24 protein-coding genes and 1 tRNA gene are annotated in these 23,086 nt (G+C 61.2%); 10 read left to right on the top strand and 15 right to left on the bottom strand.

The features are described 5' to 3' along the window. Nucleotides 1-19: 19 nt before the first annotated feature. The 6 genes from nudB (at nt 20) to HNP33_RS14160 (ending at nt 4,794) form a co-directional block, all read left to right on the top strand. Nucleotides 20-493, top strand: a complete 474-nt coding sequence (nudB, locus tag HNP33_RS14185; RefSeq protein WP_184709467.1) for a dihydroneopterin triphosphate diphosphatase — start codon at nt 20-22, stop codon at nt 491-493. Then, entirely contained in the window at nt 490-1,245 is a 756-nt protein-coding gene (locus HNP33_RS14180) for an endonuclease/exonuclease/phosphatase family protein (protein ID WP_184709469.1), read from the top strand. Before nudB ends, HNP33_RS14180 begins: the two co-directional genes overlap by 4 nt. Before the next feature lie 169 nt (nt 1,246-1,414). Continuing rightward, complete coding sequence (folE, locus tag HNP33_RS14175; RefSeq protein WP_184709471.1) at nt 1,415-2,146, top strand: GTP cyclohydrolase I; 732 nt, start codon at nt 1,415-1,417, stop codon at nt 2,144-2,146. 141 nt (nt 2,147-2,287) lie between these two features. Further along, nucleotides 2,288-3,178, top strand: a complete 891-nt coding sequence (locus HNP33_RS14170; RefSeq protein WP_184709473.1) for a DMT family transporter — start codon at nt 2,288-2,290, stop codon at nt 3,176-3,178. Between the two features lie 18 nt (nt 3,179-3,196). Then, entirely contained in the window at nt 3,197-4,051 is an 855-nt protein-coding gene (locus tag HNP33_RS14165; RefSeq protein WP_184709475.1) for a DUF429 domain-containing protein, read from the top strand. A gap of 83 nt (nt 4,052-4,134) precedes the next feature. Beyond that, entirely contained in the window at nt 4,135-4,794 is a 660-nt protein-coding gene (locus HNP33_RS14160) for a LysE family translocator (RefSeq protein WP_184709477.1), read from the top strand. 25 nt (nt 4,795-4,819) lie between these two features. On the opposite strand, the gene HNP33_RS14155 is transcribed toward HNP33_RS14160, so the two are convergent. After that, on the bottom strand, nt 4,820-5,212 hold the full coding sequence (locus HNP33_RS14155; RefSeq protein ID WP_184709479.1) for a tautomerase family protein: 393 nt from the start codon (nt 5,210-5,212) through the stop codon (nt 4,820-4,822). 114 nt (nt 5,213-5,326) lie between these two features. On the opposite strand from HNP33_RS14155, the gene HNP33_RS14150 reads away from it, so the two are divergent. Continuing rightward, a complete protein-coding gene (locus tag HNP33_RS14150) occupies nt 5,327-6,184 on the top strand; it encodes a LysR family transcriptional regulator (protein WP_184709481.1) in 858 nt (285 codons plus the stop codon). 120 nt (nt 6,185-6,304) lie between these two features. On the opposite strand, the gene HNP33_RS14145 is transcribed toward HNP33_RS14150, so the two are convergent. From HNP33_RS14145 to HNP33_RS14115, 7 genes are all read right to left on the bottom strand, one after another. Further along, nucleotides 6,305-7,654: a tetratricopeptide repeat protein gene (locus HNP33_RS14145; RefSeq protein WP_184709483.1), complete on the bottom strand. Its 1,350-nt coding sequence runs from the start codon at nt 7,652-7,654 to the stop codon at nt 6,305-6,307. A 14-nt stretch (nt 7,655-7,668) separates the two neighbouring features. Next, nucleotides 7,669-9,075, bottom strand: coding sequence for an amidase (locus HNP33_RS14140; protein WP_184709485.1), 1,407 nt, complete (start codon nt 9,073-9,075; stop codon nt 7,669-7,671). 108 nt (nt 9,076-9,183) lie between these two features. Further along, entirely contained in the window at nt 9,184-10,674 is a 1,491-nt protein-coding gene (locus tag HNP33_RS14135) for an ABC transporter substrate-binding protein (RefSeq protein WP_184709487.1), read from the bottom strand. Between the two features lie 215 nt (nt 10,675-10,889). After that, nucleotides 10,890-11,747 (bottom strand): ATP-binding cassette domain-containing protein, encoded by an 858-nt coding sequence (locus HNP33_RS14130; RefSeq protein ID WP_184709489.1) that lies wholly within the window; start codon nt 11,745-11,747, stop codon nt 10,890-10,892. Further along, nucleotides 11,744-12,775: an ABC transporter ATP-binding protein gene (locus HNP33_RS14125; protein WP_184709492.1), complete on the bottom strand. Its 1,032-nt coding sequence runs from the start codon at nt 12,773-12,775 to the stop codon at nt 11,744-11,746. Before HNP33_RS14125 ends, HNP33_RS14130 begins: the two co-directional genes overlap by 4 nt. Before the next feature lie 9 nt (nt 12,776-12,784). Beyond that, a complete protein-coding gene (locus tag HNP33_RS14120) occupies nt 12,785-13,699 on the bottom strand; it encodes an ABC transporter permease (RefSeq protein WP_184709494.1) in 915 nt (304 codons plus the stop codon). A gap of 3 nt (nt 13,700-13,702) precedes the next feature. Beyond that, entirely contained in the window at nt 13,703-14,665 is a 963-nt protein-coding gene (locus tag HNP33_RS14115) for an ABC transporter permease (protein WP_184709496.1), read from the bottom strand. Nucleotides 14,666-14,861: 196 nt separating this feature from the next. Between HNP33_RS14115 and HNP33_RS14110 the strand changes: the two genes are divergently transcribed. Then, nucleotides 14,862-15,119, top strand: coding sequence for a YfhL family 4Fe-4S dicluster ferredoxin (locus HNP33_RS14110; RefSeq protein ID WP_184709498.1), 258 nt, complete (start codon nt 14,862-14,864; stop codon nt 15,117-15,119). A gap of 76 nt (nt 15,120-15,195) precedes the next feature. On the opposite strand, the gene pth is transcribed toward HNP33_RS14110, so the two are convergent. The 7 genes from pth to HNP33_RS14075 form a co-directional block, all read right to left on the bottom strand. Further along, nucleotides 15,196-15,804: an aminoacyl-tRNA hydrolase gene (pth, locus tag HNP33_RS14105; protein ID WP_184709500.1), complete on the bottom strand. Its 609-nt coding sequence runs from the start codon at nt 15,802-15,804 to the stop codon at nt 15,196-15,198. A 177-nt stretch (nt 15,805-15,981) separates the two neighbouring features. Beyond that, nucleotides 15,982-16,572, bottom strand: coding sequence for a 50S ribosomal protein L25/general stress protein Ctc (locus HNP33_RS14100; protein ID WP_184709502.1), 591 nt, complete (start codon nt 16,570-16,572; stop codon nt 15,982-15,984). Between the two features lie 129 nt (nt 16,573-16,701). Next, nucleotides 16,702-17,664: a ribose-phosphate pyrophosphokinase gene (locus HNP33_RS14095; protein WP_184709504.1), complete on the bottom strand. Its 963-nt coding sequence runs from the start codon at nt 17,662-17,664 to the stop codon at nt 16,702-16,704. Nucleotides 17,665-17,719: 55 nt separating this feature from the next. Then, nucleotides 17,720-17,796 (bottom strand) — tRNA-Gln (locus tag HNP33_RS14090). Between the two features lie 40 nt (nt 17,797-17,836). After that, complete coding sequence (ispE, locus tag HNP33_RS14085) at nt 17,837-18,691, bottom strand: 4-(cytidine 5'-diphospho)-2-C-methyl-D-erythritol kinase (protein WP_184709506.1); 855 nt, start codon at nt 18,689-18,691, stop codon at nt 17,837-17,839. Between the two features lie 24 nt (nt 18,692-18,715). Continuing rightward, complete coding sequence (locus HNP33_RS14080; protein ID WP_233464529.1) at nt 18,716-19,192, bottom strand: outer membrane lipoprotein LolB; 477 nt, start codon at nt 19,190-19,192, stop codon at nt 18,716-18,718. Between the two features lie 50 nt (nt 19,193-19,242). Beyond that, nucleotides 19,243-20,967 (bottom strand): tetratricopeptide repeat protein, encoded by a 1,725-nt coding sequence (locus tag HNP33_RS14075; protein WP_184709510.1) that lies wholly within the window; start codon nt 20,965-20,967, stop codon nt 19,243-19,245. A 97-nt stretch (nt 20,968-21,064) separates the two neighbouring features. Here HNP33_RS14075 and mutM point away from each other — a divergent pair, with 97 nt between their 5' ends. Both mutM and mutY read left to right on the top strand, forming a co-directional pair. Continuing rightward, nucleotides 21,065-21,877 carry a bifunctional DNA-formamidopyrimidine glycosylase/DNA-(apurinic or apyrimidinic site) lyase gene (gene mutM / locus HNP33_RS14070; RefSeq protein WP_184709512.1) on the top strand — a complete coding sequence of 271 codons (813 nt, stop codon included), beginning with the start codon at nt 21,065-21,067 and terminating at the stop codon, nt 21,875-21,877. A gap of 135 nt (nt 21,878-22,012) precedes the next feature. Next, entirely contained in the window at nt 22,013-23,041 is a 1,029-nt protein-coding gene (mutY, locus tag HNP33_RS14065; protein ID WP_233464528.1) for an A/G-specific adenine glycosylase, read from the top strand. The last annotated feature ends 45 nt before the right edge of the window (nt 23,042-23,086 follow it).

Raw genomic sequence — 23,086 nt, 5'->3', positions numbered from 1 at the left:
TGATTTTTTCCGCGCCTCCATGGTGAATTCCAAGCCTTTCAAAATTCCGCAATCTGTGTTGGTCATCATCCATACGGCTGACTTGCAGGTGTTGCTGCTGCGCCGTGTGGGCAGCATGGCCGGGGTCGATTACTGGCAGCCTGTGACGGGCAGCAAGGATGCGGAAGATGAAAGCTGGGTGCAGACCGCGATCCGGGAAGTGGGTGAAGAAACGGGAATTGACGCCAACCACCCCGATTGCATCCTGCGCGACTGGAACCTGGAGAACATCTACCCCATCTATCCGCAGTGGCTGCACCGCTATGCGCCCGGGGTGCGCATGAATACCGAGCACGTGCTCAGCCTGCAGGTGCCGTCCTACACCAACATCACCCTCAGCCCGCGAGAGCACAGCGCCTATGCGTGGCATGATTGGCGTGAGGCGGCAGAGCGTTGCTATTCCATATCGAACAGCGAAGCCATTCTGTGGCTGCCGAGGTTCCTGCATTCATGACCGAACTCGACGACGAACATCCGATACTGCGCGTGGCCACCTACAACATCCACAAGGGTGTGCAAGGGCTCGGGCCGGTACGCAGGCTGGAGATCCACAACCTGGGGCTCGCGGTGGAGCAGATGGACGCCGATATCGTCTGCCTCCAAGAGGTGCGCAAGGACAACCGCAAGGAAGCCGGTTTCTTTGACAACTGGCCCGAGCAGACGCAGGCTGATTTTCTGACGCCGCTGGGTTATACCGCCGCCTACCACACCAATGCACAGACCAAGTGGGGCGAGCACGGCAATGCGCTGCTCACACGCTGGCCGATTCTTGAAACCCACCACCGCGATATCTCGGACCACCGCTTCGAGCAGCGGGGCCTGTTGCATGTTGCCATGCAGGTTGCCGGGCGCCGTATCCACGCGGTGGTGGTGCACCTGGGCCTGGTGCACGGAAGCCGCTTGCGCCAGACCGCGCAGATTCAGCAGTTCATCAACGAATACGTGCCCGACGACGAGCCGGTGGTGGTGGCGGGCGATTTCAACGACTGGGGATTCCAGGTCAAATCCATGCTCGCCGGGTTCGGGCTGTTCGAGTACGACGAGCAGCCACTGATGACCTATCCCTCGCGCCTGCCGGTGGTGCAGCTCGACCATGTTTACGCGCGCGGCCTGACGCCCTGCGGCCTGTTTGTTCCTCGCGGCCGCATCTGGTGGCGCATGTCCGATCACCTGCCGCTGATCGCGGAGTTCCGGCTGAGGGATTGACCAGAAATGGCGCTCGCTCCCGGTGCGCCGCGCGCCGCCAGGCGGAGACCGGCAGCGTTGTAAAACGGTTTGCTATATTAAATATAGCTTCTTGCGCTCGTCAAATAAGCGCAGCGAGCGATAAACACCAATATCCATGAGGGCAGGTTTCGCTGGTACCATGCCTGCTATGTTTACCGAACTATCCGATCCGAAAAAAGCGCCTGCCAGCGCAGAAGGCACACCGGTGTCCGTCAAGATCCGCGAGCGGATAGTGGCGGCCCAGCAGCGCTTCCATGCCAACGACAACATCGCGGATTTCATTGAGCCCGGCGAGTTGGCCCAGCTGCTGGACGAGGTGGAGCACAAGATGCAGGGCGTGCTCGACAGCCTGGTGATCAACACCGAGGACGACCACAACACCCGCAATACCGCGCGCCGCGTGGCCAAGATGTACATCAACGAGGTGTTCAAGGGCCGCTATGTGCCGCAGCCCGAGGTGACGGCGTTTCCCAACGCCGAACATCTGAACGAGTTGATGATCGTGGGCCCCATCACCGTGCGCAGCGCCTGCAGCCACCACCTGTGCCCGGTCATCGGCAAGGTATGGATTGGCGTGCTGCCCAACAAGAACACCAATGTGATCGGCCTGTCGAAGTACGCGCGCCTGGTGGACTGGGTGCTGGGCCGTCCGCAGATCCAGGAAGAAGCCATCGTGCAACTGGCGGACCTGATCATGAACAAGACCCAGCCCGATGGCCTGGCCGTGGTGCTGGAGGCTTCGCATTTCTGCATGTCCTGGCGCGGTGTGCGCGAAATGGACTCGAAGATGCTCAACTCCGTGATGCGGGGCGAGTTTCTGACCAACCCGAACCTGCGGCGTGAATTTCTCTCGCTGATCCCGCAGCGTGCAGGCAACTGAAGTCCTGAACCATCCATTACCACCTGCCCGGCTTTTGCCGGGCGGTTTTTTTGCCCGTGCCGCAACGCGGTGCTCGCTTCAAGGCGTGGCGGCTTCTGATCCCGAGCGGCACAGAGGCCATTTTTTGAGCAAAGAGGGGACATGACGCTCTACGCGTTTGCGCTGATCATTGTTGCGGGCATCATCCATGCGTTCTGGAACATCGTGGCCAAGAAGGCGGGCGGCGATGCCCGCTTTTCGCTGTTCACCTCGGTGCTCAACGCCGTCGTCTGGCTGCCTCTGGGCTGGTGGCTGGGGCGCGAGGTGGTGCCGCTATGGGGTTGGGTGGAATGGGGCTTTGTCGCGGCCAGTGCGCTGCTGCATGTGTTTTATTTCATCATTTTGCTGCGCGGCTACCGCGTGGCCGATCTCACGGTGGTGTACCCGCTGGCGCGCGGCAGCGGGCCCCTGCTGTCGTCGTTGGTGGCGGTGCTGTTTCTGGGCGAGCATCTGTCGGCACTGGGGGCATTCGGCATTGCCGGTGTGGTGGCGGGCGTGTTTTTGATTGCAGGCGGCCCGGCCATGTTGCGCACTGCCACCCAGGGCGGCAGTGGCGAGAAGCGCGAGCGCACCATCAAAGGCCTGTACTACGGCTTGTTGACGGGGGTTTTCATTGCCGCCTACACGGTGGTGGACAGCTATGCCGTCAAGGTGCTGCTGATGTCGCCGATTCTGCTCGACTACATGGGCAACCTGCTGCGCTGCGTGGTGCTGGCGCCGCTGGGCCTGCGAAACCGGGCGGAAACCTGGCGCCTGTGGCAGCTGCAGTGGAAATACGCGCTGGTCGTCGCCGTCTTCAGCCCGATTGCCTATGTGCTGGTGCTGTACGCCGTGCAAAGTGCGCCCATCTCGCACGTGGCACCAGCGCGCGAGGTATCGATGCTGTTTGCAGCCTTGATCGGCGGCAAGCTGCTGGGCGAAGGGGACCGCGCCTTGCGTGTTGCCGGGGCCGTGTTGATTGCGCTGGGTGTGACGGCGCTGGGCCTGGGTTGAGCGATGGCGCAGCCCGCCATGCCGTCTGCGCATCCCATGGTGCTGGGTTGCGACTTCAGCAGCAGCCCCAGCAGGCGAAAACCCATTGTGCAGGCCTGCGGTTTTTGGGATGCGGCCAGCCGCAGCGTACTGCTGCAAGGCTTTGAATGCTTTGCCTGCCTGGATGCGTGGAGTGGCTATCTCGCGCAGGATCAGCCCTGGGTGGGCGGCTTTGATTTGCCATTTGCGCTGCCGCGCGAGCTGGTGGAGCAATTGGGCTGGCCTACCGACTGGCAAGCCTGCATGCAGCACTATGCGGGCCTGGATCGCGCCCTGATTCGTGAGCAGTTCAAAGCCTTCTGTGCCGCTCGGCCCGTTGGAGGCAAGTTTGCCCACCGGGCCACTGATGGCCCGGCGGGCTCCAGCCCGTCGATGAAATGGGTCAACCCGCCTGTGGCCTATATGCTGCACGCCGGTGTGCAGCGCCTTCTGGCCGCGGGGGCCGATTTTCCTGGCCTGCTGCGGCGTGGGAGCCGCAAGGTCGCGCTGGAGGCCTATCCCGGCTTGCTGGCCCGCGAGCTGATGGGCCGTCGCAGCTACAAAAGTGATGACAGGCAGCGCCAGACGCCCGAGCGCGCTGCTGCGCGGCAGGATTGCCTGACGGCCCTGCTGCAGGGCAATCACTCGTTGCGGCTGCGGCTGGTGGCCAGTGTGACGCAGCAGGAATGCATGTTGCAGGATGCAAGCGGCGACCACCTGGATGCCGCCATCTGCATGCTGCAGGCGGCTTGGGGCCTGAGCCGCCATCTGGGGGGCGATGCGCTCTATGGACTGCCCCCGGGCACAGACCCGCTGGAAGGCTGGATTGTGACCGCTCCGCTGTCGCGCGCGTAGACTGGGGCGGCCACGGCGCTCCAGGCGGCAAGCCATAATGTGCCGGTTTCTGCCTTTGTCTGCGAGTCGCCTGGATACCCCTTATGCCTACCTTTCAGTCCCTGGTTGCTTTTTTTGGTGTTGCCGTGCTGCTGGCCTTGTCGCCCGGGCCTGACAACCTGTTCGTGCTGATGCAATCGGTACAGCGTGGCTGGCGCGTGGGCATTGCCGTGGTGGTCGGCCTGTGCCTGGGGGTAGTGGTGCACACCACGGCGGTGGCCTTGGGGCTGGCAGCGGTGTTTGCCGCCTCCAGCATTGCGTTCACTGTGCTCAAGTGGTGTGGAGCGGCGTATCTGGCCTACCTGGCCTGGGGCGCTTGGCGGGCGCCGATTTCTGCAGAAAAATCAGGCGATGACGAAAGCGTGGGACGCACTTATAGCTATCAAATTGGTAGTAAAGAACTGTTGGCAATGGTGCGCCGCGGCGTGGTGATGAACCTCACCAATCCCAAGGTGCTGATCTTCTTTCTGGCGTTTTTGCCGCAGTTTGCCGACCCCGCCATCGGCCCGGTCGGCCCGCAGATCTTTGTCTTCGGCGGGGTGTTCATTCTGGCGGCGTTTCTGGTGTTCGGTGCCATTGCGCTGTTCTCCGGCGCCTTTGGCAATCTGCTGCTGCGCTCGCCCCGGGCGCAGTTCTGGCTCAACAAGATCACGGCTGTGGTGTTTGTGGGCCTCGCGTTGAAGTTGGCCACCGCACAGCGTTGACGCGCTGCGCGAGGATGCGCTCTCGTCACCCCTGGTGGTAGCGGTATTCCTGCGTCTTGCCGCCATAGCCATAGGCGGCAGCGCGGGCATCGATGACATGCACGTATGACACCGGGTGCAACTGCGGGTGCAGCGCGGCCATCGCGTCATACACGGCTTGCAGGTAGCGCGCCTTTTCCGCCTTGGTGTTGGTTTCGTCGGTGATGCTGATATCCAGCTGAAACGCGGACTGGCCCAAGTCCTCCAGGGTTTTGCCTGCAATCCACCAGTCCTGCACTGCAACCTGTGTGAACGTGATGGCGATGACTTCGGGGCGCTTGCCCAGAATGTCCTGCGTCAGTCGGGCAATGGTCTCGCTGATCTGCTGCTGGCGCTGGGCGTTGCGCGGGCCGGAAAGCTGGATGGCGATATGGGGCATGGTGTTCTCCTGAAAAGCCTTGAGAAGATCGATGGCTCCATTCTGAAAGCCCTCTATGCATTTGAAAAACGGGAAGATATGATTGATTTCATCTGTTAAACCGTTGGATGAACCATGGCCCATCTCGACTTGGCGCAACTCCGAACCCTGATTGCCGTTGTGGATGCAGGCAGCCTGACGGCCGCAGCGCCGCAGCTTTTTCTCTCGCAGTCGGCCGTCAGCGAGCAAATCAGAAAGCTGGAAGACTGCGTGGGCAAACCCCTGCTGCTGCGCAGCAAGACAGGCGTGTTGCCGACGGCAGCGGGCATCCAGCTGCTGGGCCATGCACGGGCACTGGTGGGCATGGCAGACCACGCCTTGCGCGACATGCGTGGCCTGGCGCTGCAGGGGGCTCTCAAGCTGGCGGTTACCGATTACTTCAGGCCCGACGCGCTGGCGCGCATGCTCAAGGCTTTGGCAGCGCAGCATCCCGCGGTGCGGCTGGAGGTGAGTGTGCTCAAAAGCTCCGATGTAGAAGCCGCATATACCCAGGGGCAATGCGACCTGGGTGTGGTGATGGCAACGCCTCCCTTCAAGCAGCGGCTGCAGAAGTTGGGCCCGGAGGAGGCTTTGGTGTGGGCCTGCGCGCGCCAGTGGACGCCACAGGCGGGACAGCCCTTGCCGCTGCTGGTGTTGCCGCAAACCTGTGCGCTGCGCCAATACGCCGAAACCCGGTTGCGGCAGCAGGGCGTGGATTATGTGGTGGCGCACCAGGCCTCGGGGGTGGCGGGTTTGCAATCGGCCATTGCTGCGGGGCTGGGGGTGGCGTGCATCAATGCGGCGACTCTGACGCAGAACATGGCACTCGTCTTGCCCGAGGCAGGGCTGCCAAGCCTCACTCGGGTACAGTTTGGCTTGCTGCCTGCGCACGCGGCTGAATCCGCGCTGGTGCAGCAGGTGCGGGCACTGCTGCAGGCGGATTGGGTGTCTTAGAGCTGCTAACACAACCCTTGATACGTCGTTGCTTTGCCTTGTCGTACTTTTGTACTGCCTGCGGCTTCACTCCTCGTCTCAACCGCAAATCTACGATTTGCTGGGTTGTGTTAGCAGCTCTTAGTTCTCTGAATCTGCCAGGGAAGGGGGAAGGCCCAGTCCCTGGTAGATGCGTTGCATATGCCGTGCCAGACGTTTGGATTGCGGCTGCTGGTTACTCCAGGGTTGCACGAGGTTCTGCAAGGCCGTCCACTGGCCGGTGTGGCGCAAGGCGCTCCAGTACAGCTGGGTGAACAGGTCGCGCTGGGCGTGGCTGCCGCCGATTTCCACCAGGCGTGCAATCAGCGGCCCCAGTTGCCGGGCAGCCTGCTGGTAGTGGCCCTGCGCATGGGCCAGCACGCCTTGCGCTGCGGGCAGGCAGACGTCTTGCCAGATGGCGCGCAACTGGGAGTGTTGCTGTGCATCGGCGTGGCGCTGCATGCTGGCGAGCAGCTGTTGCGCCGCGTCCCACTGCTCGGCGCGCGCCAGGCCGTACAGGTATTGCAGATCCAGAAAAGGCAGCACATGGTCGTGCTGGCGCTGCAGCAGGTATGGCGTGAGTTGCTGCCAGCGGCGGCCCACGTTGACTCCTTCAAGCTCCAGCCGCGCAAGCAGCGAGATGGAGCCGATCTGGTCTTGCGAGTAGGCGGGCACCACGCCCCAGACCTGGCTGTCGTGCAGCTGCAGGGCTTCGTCGTAGCGTTCGTCTTCCATCAGGAACAGCGCCAGATGCCACCAGTTGTGCGTCTGCATGAAGGAGTTGAGGCCGCTCCAGCTGGCGCTGGCACTCTGCATGAAATCCAGGCCCTCGTTCACACGGCCTTCGGTCAGCAATACATGGGCGAGCGCATGGTGGGCCCAGGGTTCCTTGAAGCGCAGGTATACCGCATGGCGCGCAGCGCCTTCTGCCTGGCGCAGCAGGTGGCATTGCTCATAAGCAAAGGCCAGCAGGCCATGAAAGTAGGGCACATCGGCGCAGTGCGGCCGGGCCGTGAGCGCCATGCGCAGCATGGCGGGAGAATCGCCCAGATTGAAGGCATGGTAGTGCGCCAGCTTCAAGGCTGCCAGATCGCGGGGATGGTGGTGCACCAATGCTTCGAGCTGCTCTGCCGCCGAGGGGGTGTTGCCATCAGCCCAGGCTTCGATCGCTGTCAGCCAGAGCCTTTCGCGGGCATTGGCGTGCGTCTGTCTTGCGCGTGCGCGCTGCAAAAAGGGGCGTGCGTTGGCGGCAGCCTGGGCATCTTCTGCAAACAGATGAAGCGCGGCGCTCCATATCTGTACCAGCGGGCTGTCGTCCTGTCCGGCAATCTCCAGCAGGCGCAGCACGCGCATATCGCACGCAGCAAAGCCTTCGGCAAAGTCGTTCAGGTAGGGCAAGGCAGCCGCATCGCTGCTGACCGGGTTGCCATACAGATCGTGCTGAGCGGCCATGCTGCATTCCTCTCTTATGCCGCTGGCGGCTGGGGCCAGGGGTGTTGTGGATCGCGGATCTGCTCGAAAGCACGCGAGAGTTGCAGAACGCCCAGGTCGTCGAACCGGGCACCTGCGATCTGCAGGCCGATGGGCAAACCCGCTGCGGTGTAGCCACAGTTGACGGAGGCAGCAGGCTGCTCCGACATGTTATACGGCACGGTAAAGCCGATGTGCTCCAGCGGGCGCATCGGGTCATTGGTGGGCCCCGCCCATTCGGCCTTGAACGCCACATGGGGCGCGACTGGAGAGATGACGTAGTCGAACGCGCTGGTGGCGCGAACGGTGGCAACGCGCACCAGATGGAACTGCTGGCTGGCGTGGAAGACTTCGGTGCCACTCATGCCCTGGGCACTGTCGGCCCATGCGCGAATATATGGCAGCACCTTGTCGCGCTGTTCGCTGCTGAGCGCCTGCATATCGGTAAACGAGCGCATGCGCCAGAAATGGTCCATGCCGTCGAGCATTGCCTGCGTCATGAAAGGCTGCATGGGGGTGACCAGGGCACCGGCTTGCTGCAGCAGATCGGCGGCGCGTTCGACGGCAGCCCTGACTTCGGGCTCCAGCGGCAATCCGCAGCCTGCATCCATCAGCAGGCCGATACGCTTGCCTCGGATGAAGTCGGGCGTGGTGGTTGCCACCATGCCCCAGGCAATGTCTTGCGCGGGCAGGCTCATGGTGTCGCGCACGTCGGGGGCAGAGAGCACCTGCATCATCAGCGCCGAATCGGCCACAGTGCGTGTCATCGGGCCGGCAGCGCGGCCGGTGTAGGGCGGGTCGATCGGAACGCGGCCCAGGCTGGGCTTGAGGCTGTAGATGCCGCACCAACTGGCCGGCAGCCGCAACGAGCCGCCGATGTCGGTGCCGATATGCAGCGGGCCGTAGCCGGCTGCGGCGGCTGCGCCGCCGCCAGCGCTGGAGCCACCCGGGCCCTTGCTCAGATCCCAGGGGTTGCGCGAGAGGTGGTGAAAACTGGAAAGACCTGACGACAGCATGCCGTAGTCGGGCATGGTGGTCTTGGAGAACATGATGGCGCCCGCTTCCCGCATGCGGGCTGCGGGCGGGGCATCGGCAGCGGCTGGCACCAGTTTGACGGCGGCTGTTCCTGCAGGCAGCGGGTCGCCCTGCGTGGCAATGTTCTCCTTGATGGTGACAGGTATGCCGTCGAGCAGGCCGGCTGGTGTATTTTGGCGCCAGCGCGCTTCGCTTTCGCGCGCCTGCGCCAGTGCTTTCTCGGGGCGGTACAGGTAGGTGGCGCACAGCCGCGGCTCCCACTGCGATACATGGTCGATGACGGATTGCATGACATCGACAGGGGACAGCTCGTGTCTTTGGTAGGCGGCCAGGAGCTCGGTAGCAGGCAGATCGTGCAGCGCGGTCATGGAGACGATGAGTGAAATCGGTTGAGGTTCAATGAAAAAGCCCATCACGGCACGTTGCTGTGATGGGCTTGGCGTGAGGCGAGTAGCAAGCGTAGCAAGCCGCGCCGTTTATGCCCAGTACATGGATGACAGGTCGTTGACGAAGATCGGCATGTCTTTCCACAGGCCGCGTACGTTCTTGGCGGCAACCGTGACCCACTGCGGCTGGTACAGGTAGACGTTGGCGGCATCTTCGGCCAGCAGGCGCTGCGCATCGCCCAGCAGGCGGGCGCGGTCGGCAGGGCGCGCTTCCAGCTTGATCTGCTCGAACAGCTTGTTGAATTTTTCCGACTTGTAACCCCAGTAGTAATCCGTGCGAGTGTAGTTTTCCAGGTCAAATGGCTCGACGTGCGAGATGATCGACAGGTCGTAGTTCTTGTTGGTATACGTGCCCGAGAGCCACTGCGCCCATTCCACGTTCTGCAGCTTCACATCGATGCCAATCTTGGACAGCTGGGCTGCGACGATCTCGCCGCCCTGGCGCGCGTACGGTGTGGGCGGCAGCGTCATGGTCAGCTGCAGCGGCGTCTTGACACCGGCTTCGGCCAGCAGCTTCTTGGCCTTTTCCACGTCGTAGGGGTTGATGCCAGTGGTGTCAACGTAGCCGAACGCGCCGGGCACGTAGTGGCTGCCAATGGGCACGCCCAGGCCTTCGGCGGCGCCCGCGATCACAGCCTTGCGGTCAATGGCGGCCGACAGCGCGCGGCGCACGCGCACGTCATCGAGCGGCTTGCGGCGCTCGTTGATGGCGACAATGGTCTTGGCGCGCGATCCGCTGGTCACCACCTGGTAGCGCGGGTTGGATTTGAACTGGTCGATGCCCCGGGGCGTTGCACGCGGGAATACATCGACATCGCCTGCCAGCAGCGCAGCCACTTGCGCCGCCGCATCCGAGATGAAGCGGAAGGTGGCGCGGCGAATGCGAATGGTGCTGGCATTGCGGTACTGGGGCCAGGCCTCCAGGGTGATCGATGCGCCCTTGCTCCAGTTGCCCAGCTTGTAGGGGCCGGTGCCCACCGGCTTGGTGGCGTTGGTGTCGGTGCTCTTGGGCTCGACGATGATGGAGGTGGCCTGGCCCAGTACAAAGAGCAGGTCAGGGTCGATTTCCTTGTTGAGGATCACGACGGTGTGATCATCCACCACCTGTGCCGTCAGATTGGCAAAGGTGCGCTTGTCCTTGTTGGTACTTTTCTCGCCAGCAGCGCGGTCGAAAGAGAACTTGACCGCTTGGGCGTTGAAGGCCTCGCCGTTGTGGAAGGTGACGCCCTTGCGCAGCTTGAAGGTGTAGGTCTTCAGATCGGGCGAGACTTCCCAGCTTTCGGCCAGCAGGGGCGATACGCTGCCATCGGGGTTGACCTTGGTGAGCGTCTCGTAGATGTTGTAGTGGGTGATCTCGGCAATGGCAGAGGCAGCACCGGCCGTGGGATCGAGCCCTGGCGGCTCCAGCGTCATGCCGAGCACAACGGTGTCTTTCTTGTTCTGCGCTTGGGCGGTGGCAGGCAGCCACAGCGGCAGCGGGGCCAGTGCGCCTGCGGCAAGCAGATTTCTACGGTTCAGCATCCAGGGACTCCTTGGAACAGTTTTATGGCGGATGACGGATTCATGGTCTTCGGTTCTGCTCTGAAAATAAGAGCGGGGTAGCGCGCACAGCTGTTTCTGCGTCAAACACTTTATGGCCTAAAGCCAAGAGCACTGTGCGCTGGCAGCTATGATTTTTGTGTGCTGCCCCCAGGAGGCGCGCCGCGCTTTCGCAAAACAGAACCTTGAGACCCAGGTTATACAGGACTTGGCATGGCCTGTGCCTGCGCGGTCTGTGTGGCCTGTGGATGGCGGCGCCGGGGCCGTACCTGCGGCACCGCGCCCACCAGTTTTTGCGTGTAGGGGTGCTGCGCATGCTGGAACAGTTGCGCGGGCGTGCCGCGTTCCACGATTTCGCCCTTGTAGAGCACGACCACTTCGTCACACAGATGGTTGATGACGGCCAGATCGTGGCTGATCAGCATGTAGGTGATGCCGAACTCGGTCTGCAGGTCCTGCATCAGGTTGAGCACCTGGGCCTGCACCGACACATCGAGTGCGCTGACCGGTTCATCGGCCACGATCAGCTGGGGTTTGGTGATGAGCGCGCGTGCAATGGCAATGCGCTGGCGCTGGCCGCCAGAGAATTCATGCGGGTATTTGTCCACATCCTGCGGGCGCAGTCCCACCTGCTGCAACACCTCGATGGTGCGGGCGCGCTGCTCGGCGCGGCTGCTGTCGCCTTGTGCCTGCAATGGCTCGCTGACGATGCGCTCCACCGTCTGGCGCGGGTCCAGCGAGCCATAAGGGTCCTGAAACACCATCTGGAAATCCTTGCGCGCGCGGCGCAGGTCGTTCGCTGGCATGCGGTGCAGATCCTGGCCCTGCAGCAGAACCTGGCCGGATGTCGGCGCATCAAGTGCCATCACTAGGCGCGCCAGGGTCGATTTGCCCGAACCCGACTCACCGACCACGCCCAGGCTCTTGCCCGCCTGAAGGCAAAAGCCCACGCCCTTGAGCGCCTCTACCGTGGGCGGCGCGGCAAAGAGTTTTTCGCGGGGCAGCGTGTAGGTGCGCACCAGGTCACGAACCTCCAGCAAAGGGGTATGGCTCATATGGTGGCTCCTGCATCTGTGGTGGCTGCTGCATAGGCTTCGGGGCGCAGGCAATGTACCTGGTGTGCGTGGCCGGGCTCCGCTGGCACTGCTGCTCCCAGATCGATACAAGGCGGCACCTGCACGGCGCAGGCGGGCTGGGTGAAGCTGCAGCGCCCGGCAAAGGTGCAACCGGCGGGCAGGTCTACCAGCTCCGGCACGGTGCCGGCGATGGTCTGCAGGCGCTGCGGTTTGCCACCAACGCGGGGCTGCATGCTGGGGCGCGCCGCCAGCAGGCCGCGGGTATAGGGGTGGGCCATGTGCTCGAACACCGCCTCGGTGCTGCCCGATTCGACCACGGTGCCGCCGTACATCACCACCATCTTGTCGACGTTCTGCGAGATCACCCCCAGGTCGTGCGATATCAGCAGCAGTGCCATGTTGCGCTCGGCCACCAGGCTGTTGATGAGATCGAGGATCTGCTGCTGGATGGTCACATCCAGCGCCGTGGTGGGCTCATCGGCAATCAGCAGATCGGGCCCGCAGGCCAGCGCCATGGCGATGGTGATGCGCTGGCGTTGGCCGCCGGAGAACTGGTGGGGGTAGGCATCGTAACGCTGCGCTGGCTGGGCAATACCGACGCGATCGAGCATGGCAATGGCATCGTTGCGGGCCTGGCGGGCGCTCATGCCCTTGTGCAGGCGCAGGGGCTCGCTGATCTGGTGGCCAATGGTCTGCACAGGGTTCAATGCCGTCATCGGCTCCTGAAAGATCATGCCGATGCGGTTGCCGCGTACGGTGCGCCACCAGCGGTCGGGCTGGCAAATCAGGCTGTGGCCGTCAAACAGAGCGCTTCCGCTCACCTGCGCAGATTCGGGCAGCAATCCCATCAGCGCCATGGCGGTGATGGATTTTCCGCAGCCCGATTCGCCAATCAGCCCCAGCGCCTGTCCACGCTCAATCTGGAAACTGATGTCGCGCACGGCCCGAGCCGGGCCGCGGTGCGTTTGCAGCTGGATGCTGAGGTTGGATACATCTATCAAAGCCATGGCCAATCCTTAGCGTTTGCGGGCAAGACGGGGATCGAGCAGATCGCGCAGGCCGTCGCCGAGCAGATTGAGGCCCAGCACCGACAGCGCGATTGCCACGCCAGGAAACACGGCGAGCAGAGGCGCCTGGAACATCAAGGTCTGCGCTTCGCTCAACATACGGCCCCACGATGGCTGCGGCGGCTGTGTGCCAAGGCCCAGATAGGACAGCGCGGCCTCGGCCAGAATCGCCAGCGCGAACTGGATGGTGGCCTGCACGATCAGCACCGACAGGATATTGGGCAACACATGCTGCCAGGTGATGCTCCAGCTGTTCTTGCCACAGGAGCGAGCCGCCAGAATGTACTCTCGTGACCAGATGGCGTTGGCCGAAGCACGCGTGATGCGTGCAAAGGTTGGAATGTTGAAGATGCCAATGGCAATGATGGAGTTGACAATGCCCGCCCCGAACACGGCCGTCATCATGATGGCCGAGAGAATGGCCGGAAATGCAAAAGTGAAGTCGGACAGCCGCATGATGGCCTCTTCTACCCACCCGCGCTTGGCAGCCGCCAGCAGCCCCAGGGCGGTGCCGATGGTCAGGCCAATGCCGACAGCCACCAGCCCCACCAGAATCGAATTGCGCGCACCCACCAGCAATTGCGAAGCCACGTCACGGCCATAGGCATCCGTGCCCAGCCAGTGCGCAAGCGTTGGGCCCTGGAGCTTGGCTTCCATGTTGATATCGTAGGGAGACCATGGCGTCCACAGGTACGAAATGGCCGCAGCCACCAGAAGCACGAGCGTGAGGACTATGCCGATGACAAAGCTGGGGTTGCGCCGTGCTCGGCGCCAGAAACCGGGCGCTGCGGGTGCTGTGTACGCCGGGGGAGCCGTAGTAGGCAGTGGCAGTGGCGCTGCCAGGGGGGAAGGGGGCTGGCTCATAGCTTAGATATCACTGGCCTTGATGCGGGGGTCGATCATCGCGTAGAGCAGATCGACCAGAAAATTGACCACCACCACCATGGCGGCCAGCAGCATGACGCAATTGCGCACCACCATCAGGTCGCGGTTGGCAATCGACTGAAAAATCAACCGACCCATGCCTGGCAGATAGAACACGTTTTCCACCACGATGGTGCCTGCCAACAGGTTGGCAAACTGCAGCCCCATGACGGTCACCACAGGAATCAGCGCGTTGCGCAGCACATGCTTGTAGAGCGCTGCACGCTGGGACAGGCCTTTGGCGCGTGCGGTGCGCACGAAATCCTCGCGCAGCACCTCCAGCACGGCAGACCGCGTGATACGGGCCAGAATGGCGGCCTGCACCACGGCCAGGGAAACGGCGGGCAGCATCAGTGCCTTGATGGCGCCCCAGAACGAGCCGCCCGATGCCTCCGTCCAGCCCGGAAAACCGCCTGCCGAAAACCACTTGAGCTGCACCGAAAACAGCAGGATCAGCAAAATGGCAAACCAGAAATTGGGAATGGCGATACCCAGCTGTGCCAGGCCCATGACGCTGACATCGCCAATCTTGTTATGGTGGCTGGCAGCATAGATACCGGCAACCAGGGCTACGGCGGTGGTGATGACCATGGCCATCACCGCCAGCGGAACGGTGAGGGCAAGGCGCTCGGAAATCAGCTCCAGCACCGGCGTGCCGTAGCTGTAGCTGTTGCCCAGATCCAATTGCACCAGGCCGCTGATCCAGTGCCAGTAGCGTTCCCAGGCGGGCTGGTTGAGCCCCAGCTGTTCGGCGAGTTCTACCACGGCTTCGGGCGCGGCATCAGGCCCCATCAGCATTTGGGCAGCGTTGCCAGGCAGTATTTCAAGCACCAGAAACACGACGATGGACGTACCCAGCAGTGTGAGCAGCAGCGTGAGGGTGCGCTTGAGGAAAAAAAGACCCATGGTCGGCTGTCGTGGTTAAGTGTTCTCAAAAACAATAGCGAAGACTCTTGTCTTGGCAAGCGCTGCCAGCATAACGCGAAAAATTCCGGCACACCATGCATGCTTACTCGCAAAGACGCGAGTATGGCGAAGGCGAAGGCGGGATAATGTCGCTCATGTCACACTTTTTGCTCCATTTCGACATGGAGGTGCAACCATGGCTTTGATGATTACCGATGAGTGCATCAACTGCGATGTGTGCGAGCCAGAATGCCCCAACGATGCCATCTACCTGGGCGAGGCGTATTACGAGATCGATCCGCACAAATGCACCGAGTGCGTAGGCCATTTTGATGAGCCGCAATGCGTGCAGATTTGCCCGGTCGCGTGTATTCCGGTCAACCCCGAATTTGTGGAAAACCGGGAAACGCTGATGCAAAAGTACCTGCGTCTGCAGGCGGAGAAGGGCTTGTAGCCTGTTGCTTCGCCCTGCACTCAAAACGAAGAAAGCGCCTCCAGGGCGCTTTTTCGGTGTTGGGGGCGTATTCAGATCATGTGCCTGCGGGCCGCGGAGGCTTGGGGCGTGCCGGTTTGGTGGTGTGGATCTTGAGGGTGGCCTTTTCCATATCGCCAGACAGGAGCTCCGGGGCGGCCTGCATGGAGTGGATGATGCTGTCTTCAATCAGAGTGCGCTGATCCGGCGCCGGCTTGCGCAGCACCCAGTGGGGCACTTCTTCCTTGTTGCCGGGGTGACCAATGCCGATGCGCAAGCGCCAGTAATCGGGTGAGCCCAGTTGCGCATGGATATCGCGCAAGCCATTGTGGCCACCATGGCCGCCACCCTTCTTGAGCTTGACCTGGCCAGGGGGCAGATCCAATTCGTCATGCACCACGAGAACCTCTTCTGGCTTGATCTTGAAAAAGCGTGCCAGGGTGCCTACCGACTTGCCAGAGAGGTTCATGAACGTCTGCGGTTCGAGCAACCAGATGGATTCGCCTTGCACCGTTGTGCGGGCGACCAGGCCGAAATAGTTGCGGTCGGGGACGAGTTGCACGCGCAAATGGCTGGCGAGCGCATCGATCCACCAGAAACCTGCATTGTGGCGTGTGCCTTCGTATTCCGGTCCGGGGTTGCCGAGGCCAACAAACAACTTGATCATGGGCGAGGATTATCGGTGCAGTGAAGGGGCATTCCGCAAACGCTGTAGTGTGCGGGTGAAGGGCTTCGTGGGAAGCGCTTTCGTCTCGATGCAGCATGGAGATGAAAAAAGGCTGCATTGGTCACAATGCAGCCTTTGGGTATTGCTGCAGCGCTGACGCGCTGCACATACTTGCGCTTACTCGGCAGCAGGGGCTTCTTCGTCAGCGGCGCCACCAGCAGGTGCAGCCACGGAGATCACAGCAGCATTGCTGTGGGAAACCAGCGTCACGCCCTTTGGCAGCACCACATCGTTCAGGTGCAGGGTAGCGCCCTTTTCCAGCTTGCTCAGATCCACGCTGATGAATTCAGGCAGGTCCTTGGGCATGCAGCGGACTTCGATTTCAGTCACGACTGGCGTAACCATGCACTTGTCGATCTTCACTGCAGGCGACTCTTCAGCGCCAGAGTAGTGCACAGGCACCTTCATGGTCAGCACGGTGTTGGCGTCCACGCGTTGGAAGTCAACGTGCAGAACCAGTTGCTTGAAGGGGTGGTACTGCACATTGCGCAGCAGCACTTGGCTCTTGGCACCGTCCAGATCCATTTCCAGCACGGATGCGTGGAAAGCTTCCTTCTTCAGGGCGTACCACAGGGTGTTGTGGTCCACTTCAACCAATTGAGGCTCGGCTGCACCACCGTAGATGATGCCAGGCGTACGGCCAGAATTACGCAGGCGGCGGCTCGCACCCGTACCTTGCTTAGCGCGCGCAAAAGCGACAACGTTCATTTCAATACTCCAATGGGGACAGGCCGCGACCAGCCTACCCGGTTAAAAAGGCCGCTGCATTTGCAGCGGCCAGCGAAAACAATCGATTTTAGCAGATGATGATTTTTTGGGCAATGCCCGCAAAACCAATCAGGCGTCCTGGAACAGACTCATCACCGATTCACCCGTGGCGATGCGGTGAATGGTTTCTGCAAACAGCGGGGCCACGGTCAGTTGGCGAATCTTGCCGCAAGCGCGGGCGTTCGCTGACAGGGGAATGGTGTTGGTAACCACAACTTCGTCCAGAGCTGCGCCATTGCCGATGCGTTCGATGGCGGGGCCCGAGAAGATGGGGTGGGTGCAGTAGGCGTAAACCTTCTTGGCGCCACGCTCCTTCAGCACTTCGGCAGCCTTGACCAAGGTGCCTGCGGTGTCGATCATGTCGTCCATGATGACGCAGTTGCGGCCATCGATATCGCCGATGACATGCATCACTTCAGACACATTCGCTTTGGGGCGGCGCTTGTCGATGATGGCCAGATCGCATTGCAGTTGCTTGGCAAGGGCGCGGGCGCGCACCACACCGCCAACATCCGGCGACACGACGATCAAGTCTTCATAGTTCTTCTGACGCAGATCGCCCAGCAGCACCGGCGAAGCGTAGATGTTGTCCACCGGTATATCGAAGAAGCCCTGGATCTGGTCTGCATGCAGGTCCATGGTCAGCACGCGACTCACGCCAGCGGCCTGCAGCATGTTGGCAACCACCTTGGCGGTGATGGGCACGCGGGTGGAGCGCACGCGGCGATCCTGGCGGGCATAGCCAAAATAGGGAATCACGGCGCAGATGCGTTCAGCCGATGCACGCTTCAATGCGTCCACCATCACCAGCAATTCCATCAGGTGGTCATTGGTGGGAGCACAGGTGGGCTGAATGATAAAAACGTCGCGGGCACGGACGTTTTGCTTGATTTCCACCGTGACTTCTCCGTCGGAGAAGCGGCCTACATCGGCTGCGCCCAGAGAGGTGTGGAGGTGTTGTGCAATTTCGGTGGCAAGGCCTGTGTTGGCATTACCACTGAAAACCATGAAGTCTGGATGATGGTTTTGCATAGCGTCCCAGTGGGTATGGGTTAGCTGTGAGCGCTGCTTTTGCGCGGTAAGAAATTGGCAGGGGAAGAAGGATTCGAACCTTCGCATGCCGGAATCAAAATCCGGTGCCTTAACCAGCTTGGCGACTCCCCTACAAGAACCAATGCTAAGCAACACTGATTCCTAAAAACTTTTAATCTTTTGCCCATCCAATCAATGGATGCTCAATAAGACTTTTGCAATCTTTCACTGTCCAGTCTTGTGAAAAACTGCTTTGGCAGCTAATAGCTTGCTTTTTCACTGCAAACACTGCACTGCCTGAGCCCGTCATTCTAGCATGCAATCCTTGCGATTTAAGAAAGTCACTGACTTTTTTTATCGAAGGGCACAGGCTTTCTGCGACCGGCTGCAAGTCGTTTTGACCGAAGTCAAAGTGCTTTGCAGCGAAGTCCGAAATTGTAGCAGCTTTTGAATCGCGTTTCAGGTTGGGATTTGAAAAAATTAATTTCGTATCCAAGCCTTCTTGCGGCTTCACAACTATCAGCGCGGTGTCTGCTAGCTGCTGCTCGTTTTCGAGTGGCCGTATTATGTCACCGATTCCTTCCACCCAAGCCGACTTTCCGAAAATAAAAAACGGAACATCTGCGCCAAGGCTCAGTCCGATGCGTTGCAGCTCATCGCGGCTCAGCTGCAGATTCCACAGCTGATTGAGTGCCAGCAGGGTGCTGGCAGCGTCGGACGAGCCGCCCCCCATGCCAGCCTGCGCTGGCAGGTTCTTGCGAACACCGATGTGAACGCCCTGCATGCAGCCTGTGGCTTGCTGTAGCGCCCGCGCTGCCCGGGTGATCAGGTCGTCTGCGGGCAGGGGTGTGCCAAGGTCTTCTCGGGTGACGGCTCCGGAGGGGCTGATTTCAAAATGCAGTTCATCGGCCCAGTCGATCAGCATGAAGACGGACTGCAGCAGGTGATAGCCATCGGCCCGGCGCCCCGTGATGTGCAGAAAGAGGTTGAGTTTGGCAGGGGCTGGAACGTCGTACAGCGTACGCATGGTGCGGATCAATTCAACAAAAGGCTAAGGGCGCTCAAGCACGATGCGCAAGCTGGCTTCAGGGAGCGGCGAGGTGCGTTGGGCAGTGATTTTCCCATCGTTGAAGGCATCCAGATCTGCTTGCCAGCCCTGCGTAAGCGTGTTGCGGCCCTGCAGCCAGTCGAACAGTGCCGCAATGGGCAGGCTGGTACCCAGGAGCTCCTCGGTCAGTTCATCAAGCGAGGCTTTCTCGCGGACGGTATTGCCTTGGGTGACACTGGCTTGTTCCGCAGACCAATGGACGCGGGCTACGATATTTCCCAATGGATTGAGCAATACCAACTCGCCCTGTTGCGGGTTGCCAGAGAGTTCAAAGCTGCCGCTGGTCGACTGTGGCGGCGCGCTCTGCACCTGGACGGACATGCGCCCACTCCAGTAGCCTGCGCCGGCCGGGGGTGTCAATTGCCGCTGGGGCGTTGCACAACCTTCCAGCAGGGCCAGTGCAGTCCCTGCTGCAAACATCGTGCAAAGGCGCCTTCTGGTGAGGGGCGTACGCAGACCCGTCACAGGCGTCATGGCTGAATGCCCAGCAGTTGGAAAGTCTTGAGCACGGTTTCGTTGTCCGGTGCGTCTTTCCTGGCTGCACGCAACAGCTCTTCTGCGGGCTTGGTCTTGCCTTGTTTCCACCAGACTTCGGCCAGGTGAGCTCCGATTTCCGGATCGGGCTGCTTGGTGTAGGCTTTTTCCAGCAATTGCGCAGCTTGCTCCAGGTTGCCTTGTTTGTATTCCACCCAGCCCAGGCTGTCGGTGATGAAGGGGTCACCAGGCACCAAGCTGAGCGCTTTTTCGATCAGGGATTTGGCTTCGCCAAGTTTGAGCCCGCGGTCTGCCAGCAGGTAACCCAGCGCGTTGTATGCATGGTGGTGATCGGGCTTGAGCGCGATGAGCTTGCGCAGCAGCGTCTCTGCCTCCTCGATCTTGTTTGCGCGCTCGGCGAGCATCGCCTGCTCGTAAAGCAGATCCGGATCGTTGGGCAGCATTTCCAGCAGCTTGGATTGCACTTCGAGCGCCTGGGCGTAATTCTTCGCGGTTTTGTACAGCTGAACCTGTGCAGACAGCTTGGTGCGAGTTTCTCCGGGGCTGGTTTCCGGCAAATCGTTCAGCAAGGCGGCTGCCGCGTCAAACTGGCCTTGCTGCATGCGGATGGAAGCCTTGCGCAGTGTTGCCAGGGGCTGGTTGCCGGTTTTGGCGATTTCATCGGCCCAGTGCTCGGCTTCTTCCCATTTCTTCTGGGCTTCGGCCATCTGTTCGCGCAGCATCAGGCTTTGGATGCGTACTTCCCGCTGCAGAACCTGGGACGGAAACTTGTCGATCAAGGTGTCGAGCTTGAGAAGGGATACATCGGCGTCCGAGTATTGCTTGAGCTGGGCCTGCAGCGCCGCCTTGAGGATCCATGCATCGGCAGAGCTGGGATCGATCCGCGTTGCTTCGTTCAACTGGGTTTGCGCTTCCTCCAGACGGTCTGCATTCATCAGGCTGCGGGCATAGGCCAGATGTGCATCGGCGCTTTTGGCATTGCTGAGGAAATCGGTCACCAGTGACTCGGCCTCGGGCACGTTGGCTGCTACCAGGGCTGCAGCCAGCCTGCCTGCTGCTTGGTTGCCAGCGTCCAATGACAGGGCCTTGCGGGCGGCCTCCAGCGCCGCAGCAGGCGCTCCTGCTGCAAGTTCCATGGTGCCGATGGCGGCCCAGGAATCAGGCCCGGTGGCCGGGTTCTCCAATTCCGGCGTGAGCGCTTCACGCACAATGCGCGTAGCTTGCGCCTGATCGCTGACACGGCGGTAGATGCTGGGAATGGCGCGAATCCATTCGAGCTTTTCATCGGGCTTGGCCAGGGCAATTTCCTGCTTCAGCAGCGCTCCCGTTTCTTCACCATGGTTGGTGGACAACATGACCTGGAGCAAGTAGCGGCTGGCCTGGCGCGATTGCGGGTGGGCTTGTCGCCACGCCTGAGCAACCATGTTGGCCTTCTGGGCGGAACGTGAAAGTAGCGCAATCTGCGCGGCGCGCTGGTAAACCTTTTCGTCGCCGGTGCGGCGCGCCGCGTCCAGGAGTAGCTCCACACTGGTGGATGCGTCGCCTTGGCTTGCGTACATTTCGCCGAGCAAAAGCTCATAGAAGAGCTCTGCATCCAGTTGGGACTGGGCGTCTTCCGCGCGTTCTGCAGCTGCAAGGCTCTGCTTTTTGACGGAAGGGTGTGATTGCGCACTGGGGCTTGCATTTGCCAGTGCGGGCACGGTCAAACCGGTTGCCAGAAAATATGCCAAATATCGGAGAGCGTGCTTCATCAGCCCATAATAAACGATAGCCCACGAGCCATGCAGAAGGAAAACAGTGCCTGAGTTACCAGAAGTGGAAGTGACAAGACGCGGGTTGATCCAGCCCCTGCAGGGTGCCACCATTGAGCGCATCACGCTTGGAAAGCCCTTGCGTTGGCCGCTGGGGGTTGAACCAGCGGCGCTGGCCGGCCGCATGGTGCAGCATGTTCTGCGGCGCGGCAAATACATTGTTTTGCAGTTGGACCAGGGCGTTTTGCTGTTGCATCTGGGAATGTCGGGCAGCCTGCAGACCGCACCAGCCTTGCCGCCTGCCGGGCCCCACGATCATTTCGATCTGGTGACGGACCGTGGCACTCTGCGGCTGCATGACCCCAGGCGCTTTGGAGCGGTGGTATGGGCGCCGGATATGGAGTCGGCGATGGCGGCCAAGCTGCTTAACCATCTGGGCATGGAGCCATTTGACGAGGGATTCAGCCTGCGTTACTTCGCTAAGGGACTCAAACGCTCCAGCACGCCGATCAAGCAGTTGCTGCTGGGTGGGCAACTGGTGGTCGGGGTTGGCAATATCTACGCGAGTGAAGTGCTGTTTCTCGCGGGCATTCTGCCTTCCAAACCTGCAAACAAGGTGACCAAGCCCCAGGCGCAGCGCTTGCACACGGCCATTCCCCTGGTGCTGGGGAAAGCCATTGAGCTGGGGGGCAGCACCTTGCGGGATTTTGTTCAGGTCAACGGCTATGCTGGCGCGTTTCAGGCACAGGCCAATGTGTACGGAAGGGCAGGAGAGCCTTGTAAACAGTGCGGAACCCCCGTGGTTGCGATCAAGCAAGGCCAGCGCAGCACATACTATTGCCGCAAGTGCCAAAAATAGCGGGAGGTGTTGAAGACCGTCCAAGACCAGGCCATTGCCCGTCATTGATCATTTTTGACCAGGCTTTGGCATAGAGCGCAGCCTTGGCTCACCCCGATACGCACCCCCCGCAGTTCTTTCTTTTTGAGTCTAGATTTGAGCCAATTTTCACAACAGATCGTCGCCTGGCAGCAAAGCCACGGACGCCACCACCTGCCTTGGCAGAACACCCGCGACCCGTACCGCGTATGGCTGTCCGAAATCATGTTGCAGCAAACGCAGGTCACCACCGTTCTGGGCTATTACGAGCGATTCCTGCAGCATTTTCCAACCGTCGCAGACCTGGCCGCAGGGAGTGATGAAGAGGTGATGGCGCTGTGGAGCGGCTTGGGCTACTACAGCCGGGCCCGCAATCTGCATCGCTGTGCACAGGAGGTCATGTCGCGTTTTGGCGGTGCTTTCCCCCGCACGGTTGAGGAGCTCGCTTCTCTGCCCGGCATTGGGCGATCGACTGCCAGTGCGATTGCATCGTTCTGCTTTGCTGCACGCGCGGCCATTCTCGATGCGAACGTCAAACGGGTGCTGACGCGGGCGCTGGGTTTTTCGGACGATCTGGCCAGCAGCGCTGCCGAGAAAAAGCTCTGGGCACTGGCGGAAGACTTGTTGCCTACCACCGATCTCTCCACCGCCATGCCGCGCTACACCCAGGGCATGATGGATCTGGGTGCGGCCATTTGTACGCCCAAAAAGCCCAGTTGCCTGCTGTGCCCCGTGCACGGCAGCTGTGCGGCGCGGCGCGAAGGAGCGCCCGAACGTTATCCGGTCAAGACAAAAAAGCTCAAGCGCAGCTCTGCCAGCTGGTGGCTGCTGTGGGCGGAACGCGCCGACGGCGCCATCTGGCTGGAAAAGCGCCCGCCCAAAGGCATCTGGGCCAGCTTGTATTGCTTGCCGGTTTACGAAACCGAGGCTCAGTTGCGGCAAGCCGCCCAGGAGTGTGGCGGTACTGCGCCAGAGCCGCTCGCACCGTTTTTGCATGTGCTCACCCACAAGGATTTGCATTTGCACCCGGAGCGGATCCGCGCCGAAAACCCACCGCTACCAGCGGCAGCCGGGGGGTGGTACCGGCCCGAGCAGCTGTCTGCGCTGGGTTTGCCTGCGCCCGTGCGCAATTTGCTGCAGGGCTGAGCGGTGATTTGAAATGATGTGGGCGCAGCTCTCTGAAAAGAGAGC

Origin of the sequence: Comamonas odontotermitis (genome assembly GCF_014207855.1) — a bacterium.
GTDB classification, from domain to species: domain Bacteria; phylum Pseudomonadota; class Gammaproteobacteria; order Burkholderiales; family Burkholderiaceae_C; genus Comamonas; species Comamonas odontotermitis_A.
The sequence above is the reverse complement of the archived record's forward strand: the minus strand, read 5'-3'. Positions and strand labels throughout refer to the sequence as shown.

Excerpts from the sequence above, each read along its gene's own strand:
- nudB (WP_184709467.1), top strand. The coding sequence starts at position 20 with ATGGTGAATTCCAAGCCTTTCAAAATTCCGCAATCTGTGTTGGTCATC.
- HNP33_RS14180 (WP_184709469.1), top strand. The coding sequence starts at position 490 with ATGACCGAACTCGACGACGAACATCCGATACTGCGCGTGGCCACCTAC.
- folE (WP_184709471.1), top strand. The coding sequence starts at position 1,415 with ATGTTTACCGAACTATCCGATCCGAAAAAAGCGCCTGCCAGCGCAGAA.
- HNP33_RS14170 (WP_184709473.1), top strand. The coding sequence starts at position 2,288 with ATGACGCTCTACGCGTTTGCGCTGATCATTGTTGCGGGCATCATCCAT.
- HNP33_RS14165 (WP_184709475.1), top strand. The coding sequence starts at position 3,197 with ATGCCGTCTGCGCATCCCATGGTGCTGGGTTGCGACTTCAGCAGCAGC.
- HNP33_RS14160 (WP_184709477.1), top strand. The coding sequence starts at position 4,135 with ATGCCTACCTTTCAGTCCCTGGTTGCTTTTTTTGGTGTTGCCGTGCTG.
- HNP33_RS14155 (WP_184709479.1), bottom strand. The coding sequence starts at position 5,212 with ATGCCCCATATCGCCATCCAGCTTTCCGGCCCGCGCAACGCCCAGCGC.
- HNP33_RS14150 (WP_184709481.1), top strand. The coding sequence starts at position 5,327 with ATGGCCCATCTCGACTTGGCGCAACTCCGAACCCTGATTGCCGTTGTG.
- HNP33_RS14145 (WP_184709483.1), bottom strand. The coding sequence starts at position 7,654 with ATGGCCGCTCAGCACGATCTGTATGGCAACCCGGTCAGCAGCGATGCG.
- HNP33_RS14140 (WP_184709485.1), bottom strand. The coding sequence starts at position 9,075 with ATGACCGCGCTGCACGATCTGCCTGCTACCGAGCTCCTGGCCGCCTAC.
- HNP33_RS14135 (WP_184709487.1), bottom strand. The coding sequence starts at position 10,674 with ATGCTGAACCGTAGAAATCTGCTTGCCGCAGGCGCACTGGCCCCGCTG.
- HNP33_RS14130 (WP_184709489.1), bottom strand. The coding sequence starts at position 11,747 with ATGAGCCATACCCCTTTGCTGGAGGTTCGTGACCTGGTGCGCACCTAC.
- HNP33_RS14125 (WP_184709492.1), bottom strand. The coding sequence starts at position 12,775 with ATGGCTTTGATAGATGTATCCAACCTCAGCATCCAGCTGCAAACGCAC.
- HNP33_RS14120 (WP_184709494.1), bottom strand. The coding sequence starts at position 13,699 with ATGAGCCAGCCCCCTTCCCCCCTGGCAGCGCCACTGCCACTGCCTACT.
- HNP33_RS14115 (WP_184709496.1), bottom strand. The coding sequence starts at position 14,665 with ATGGGTCTTTTTTTCCTCAAGCGCACCCTCACGCTGCTGCTCACACTG.
- HNP33_RS14110 (WP_184709498.1), top strand. The coding sequence starts at position 14,862 with ATGGCTTTGATGATTACCGATGAGTGCATCAACTGCGATGTGTGCGAG.
- pth (WP_184709500.1), bottom strand. The coding sequence starts at position 15,804 with ATGATCAAGTTGTTTGTTGGCCTCGGCAACCCCGGACCGGAATACGAA.
- HNP33_RS14100 (WP_184709502.1), bottom strand. The coding sequence starts at position 16,572 with ATGAACGTTGTCGCTTTTGCGCGCGCTAAGCAAGGTACGGGTGCGAGC.
- HNP33_RS14095 (WP_184709504.1), bottom strand. The coding sequence starts at position 17,664 with ATGCAAAACCATCATCCAGACTTCATGGTTTTCAGTGGTAATGCCAAC.
- ispE (WP_184709506.1), bottom strand. The coding sequence starts at position 18,691 with ATGCGTACGCTGTACGACGTTCCAGCCCCTGCCAAACTCAACCTCTTT.
- HNP33_RS14080 (WP_233464529.1), bottom strand. The coding sequence starts at position 19,192 with ATGTTTGCAGCAGGGACTGCACTGGCCCTGCTGGAAGGTTGTGCAACG.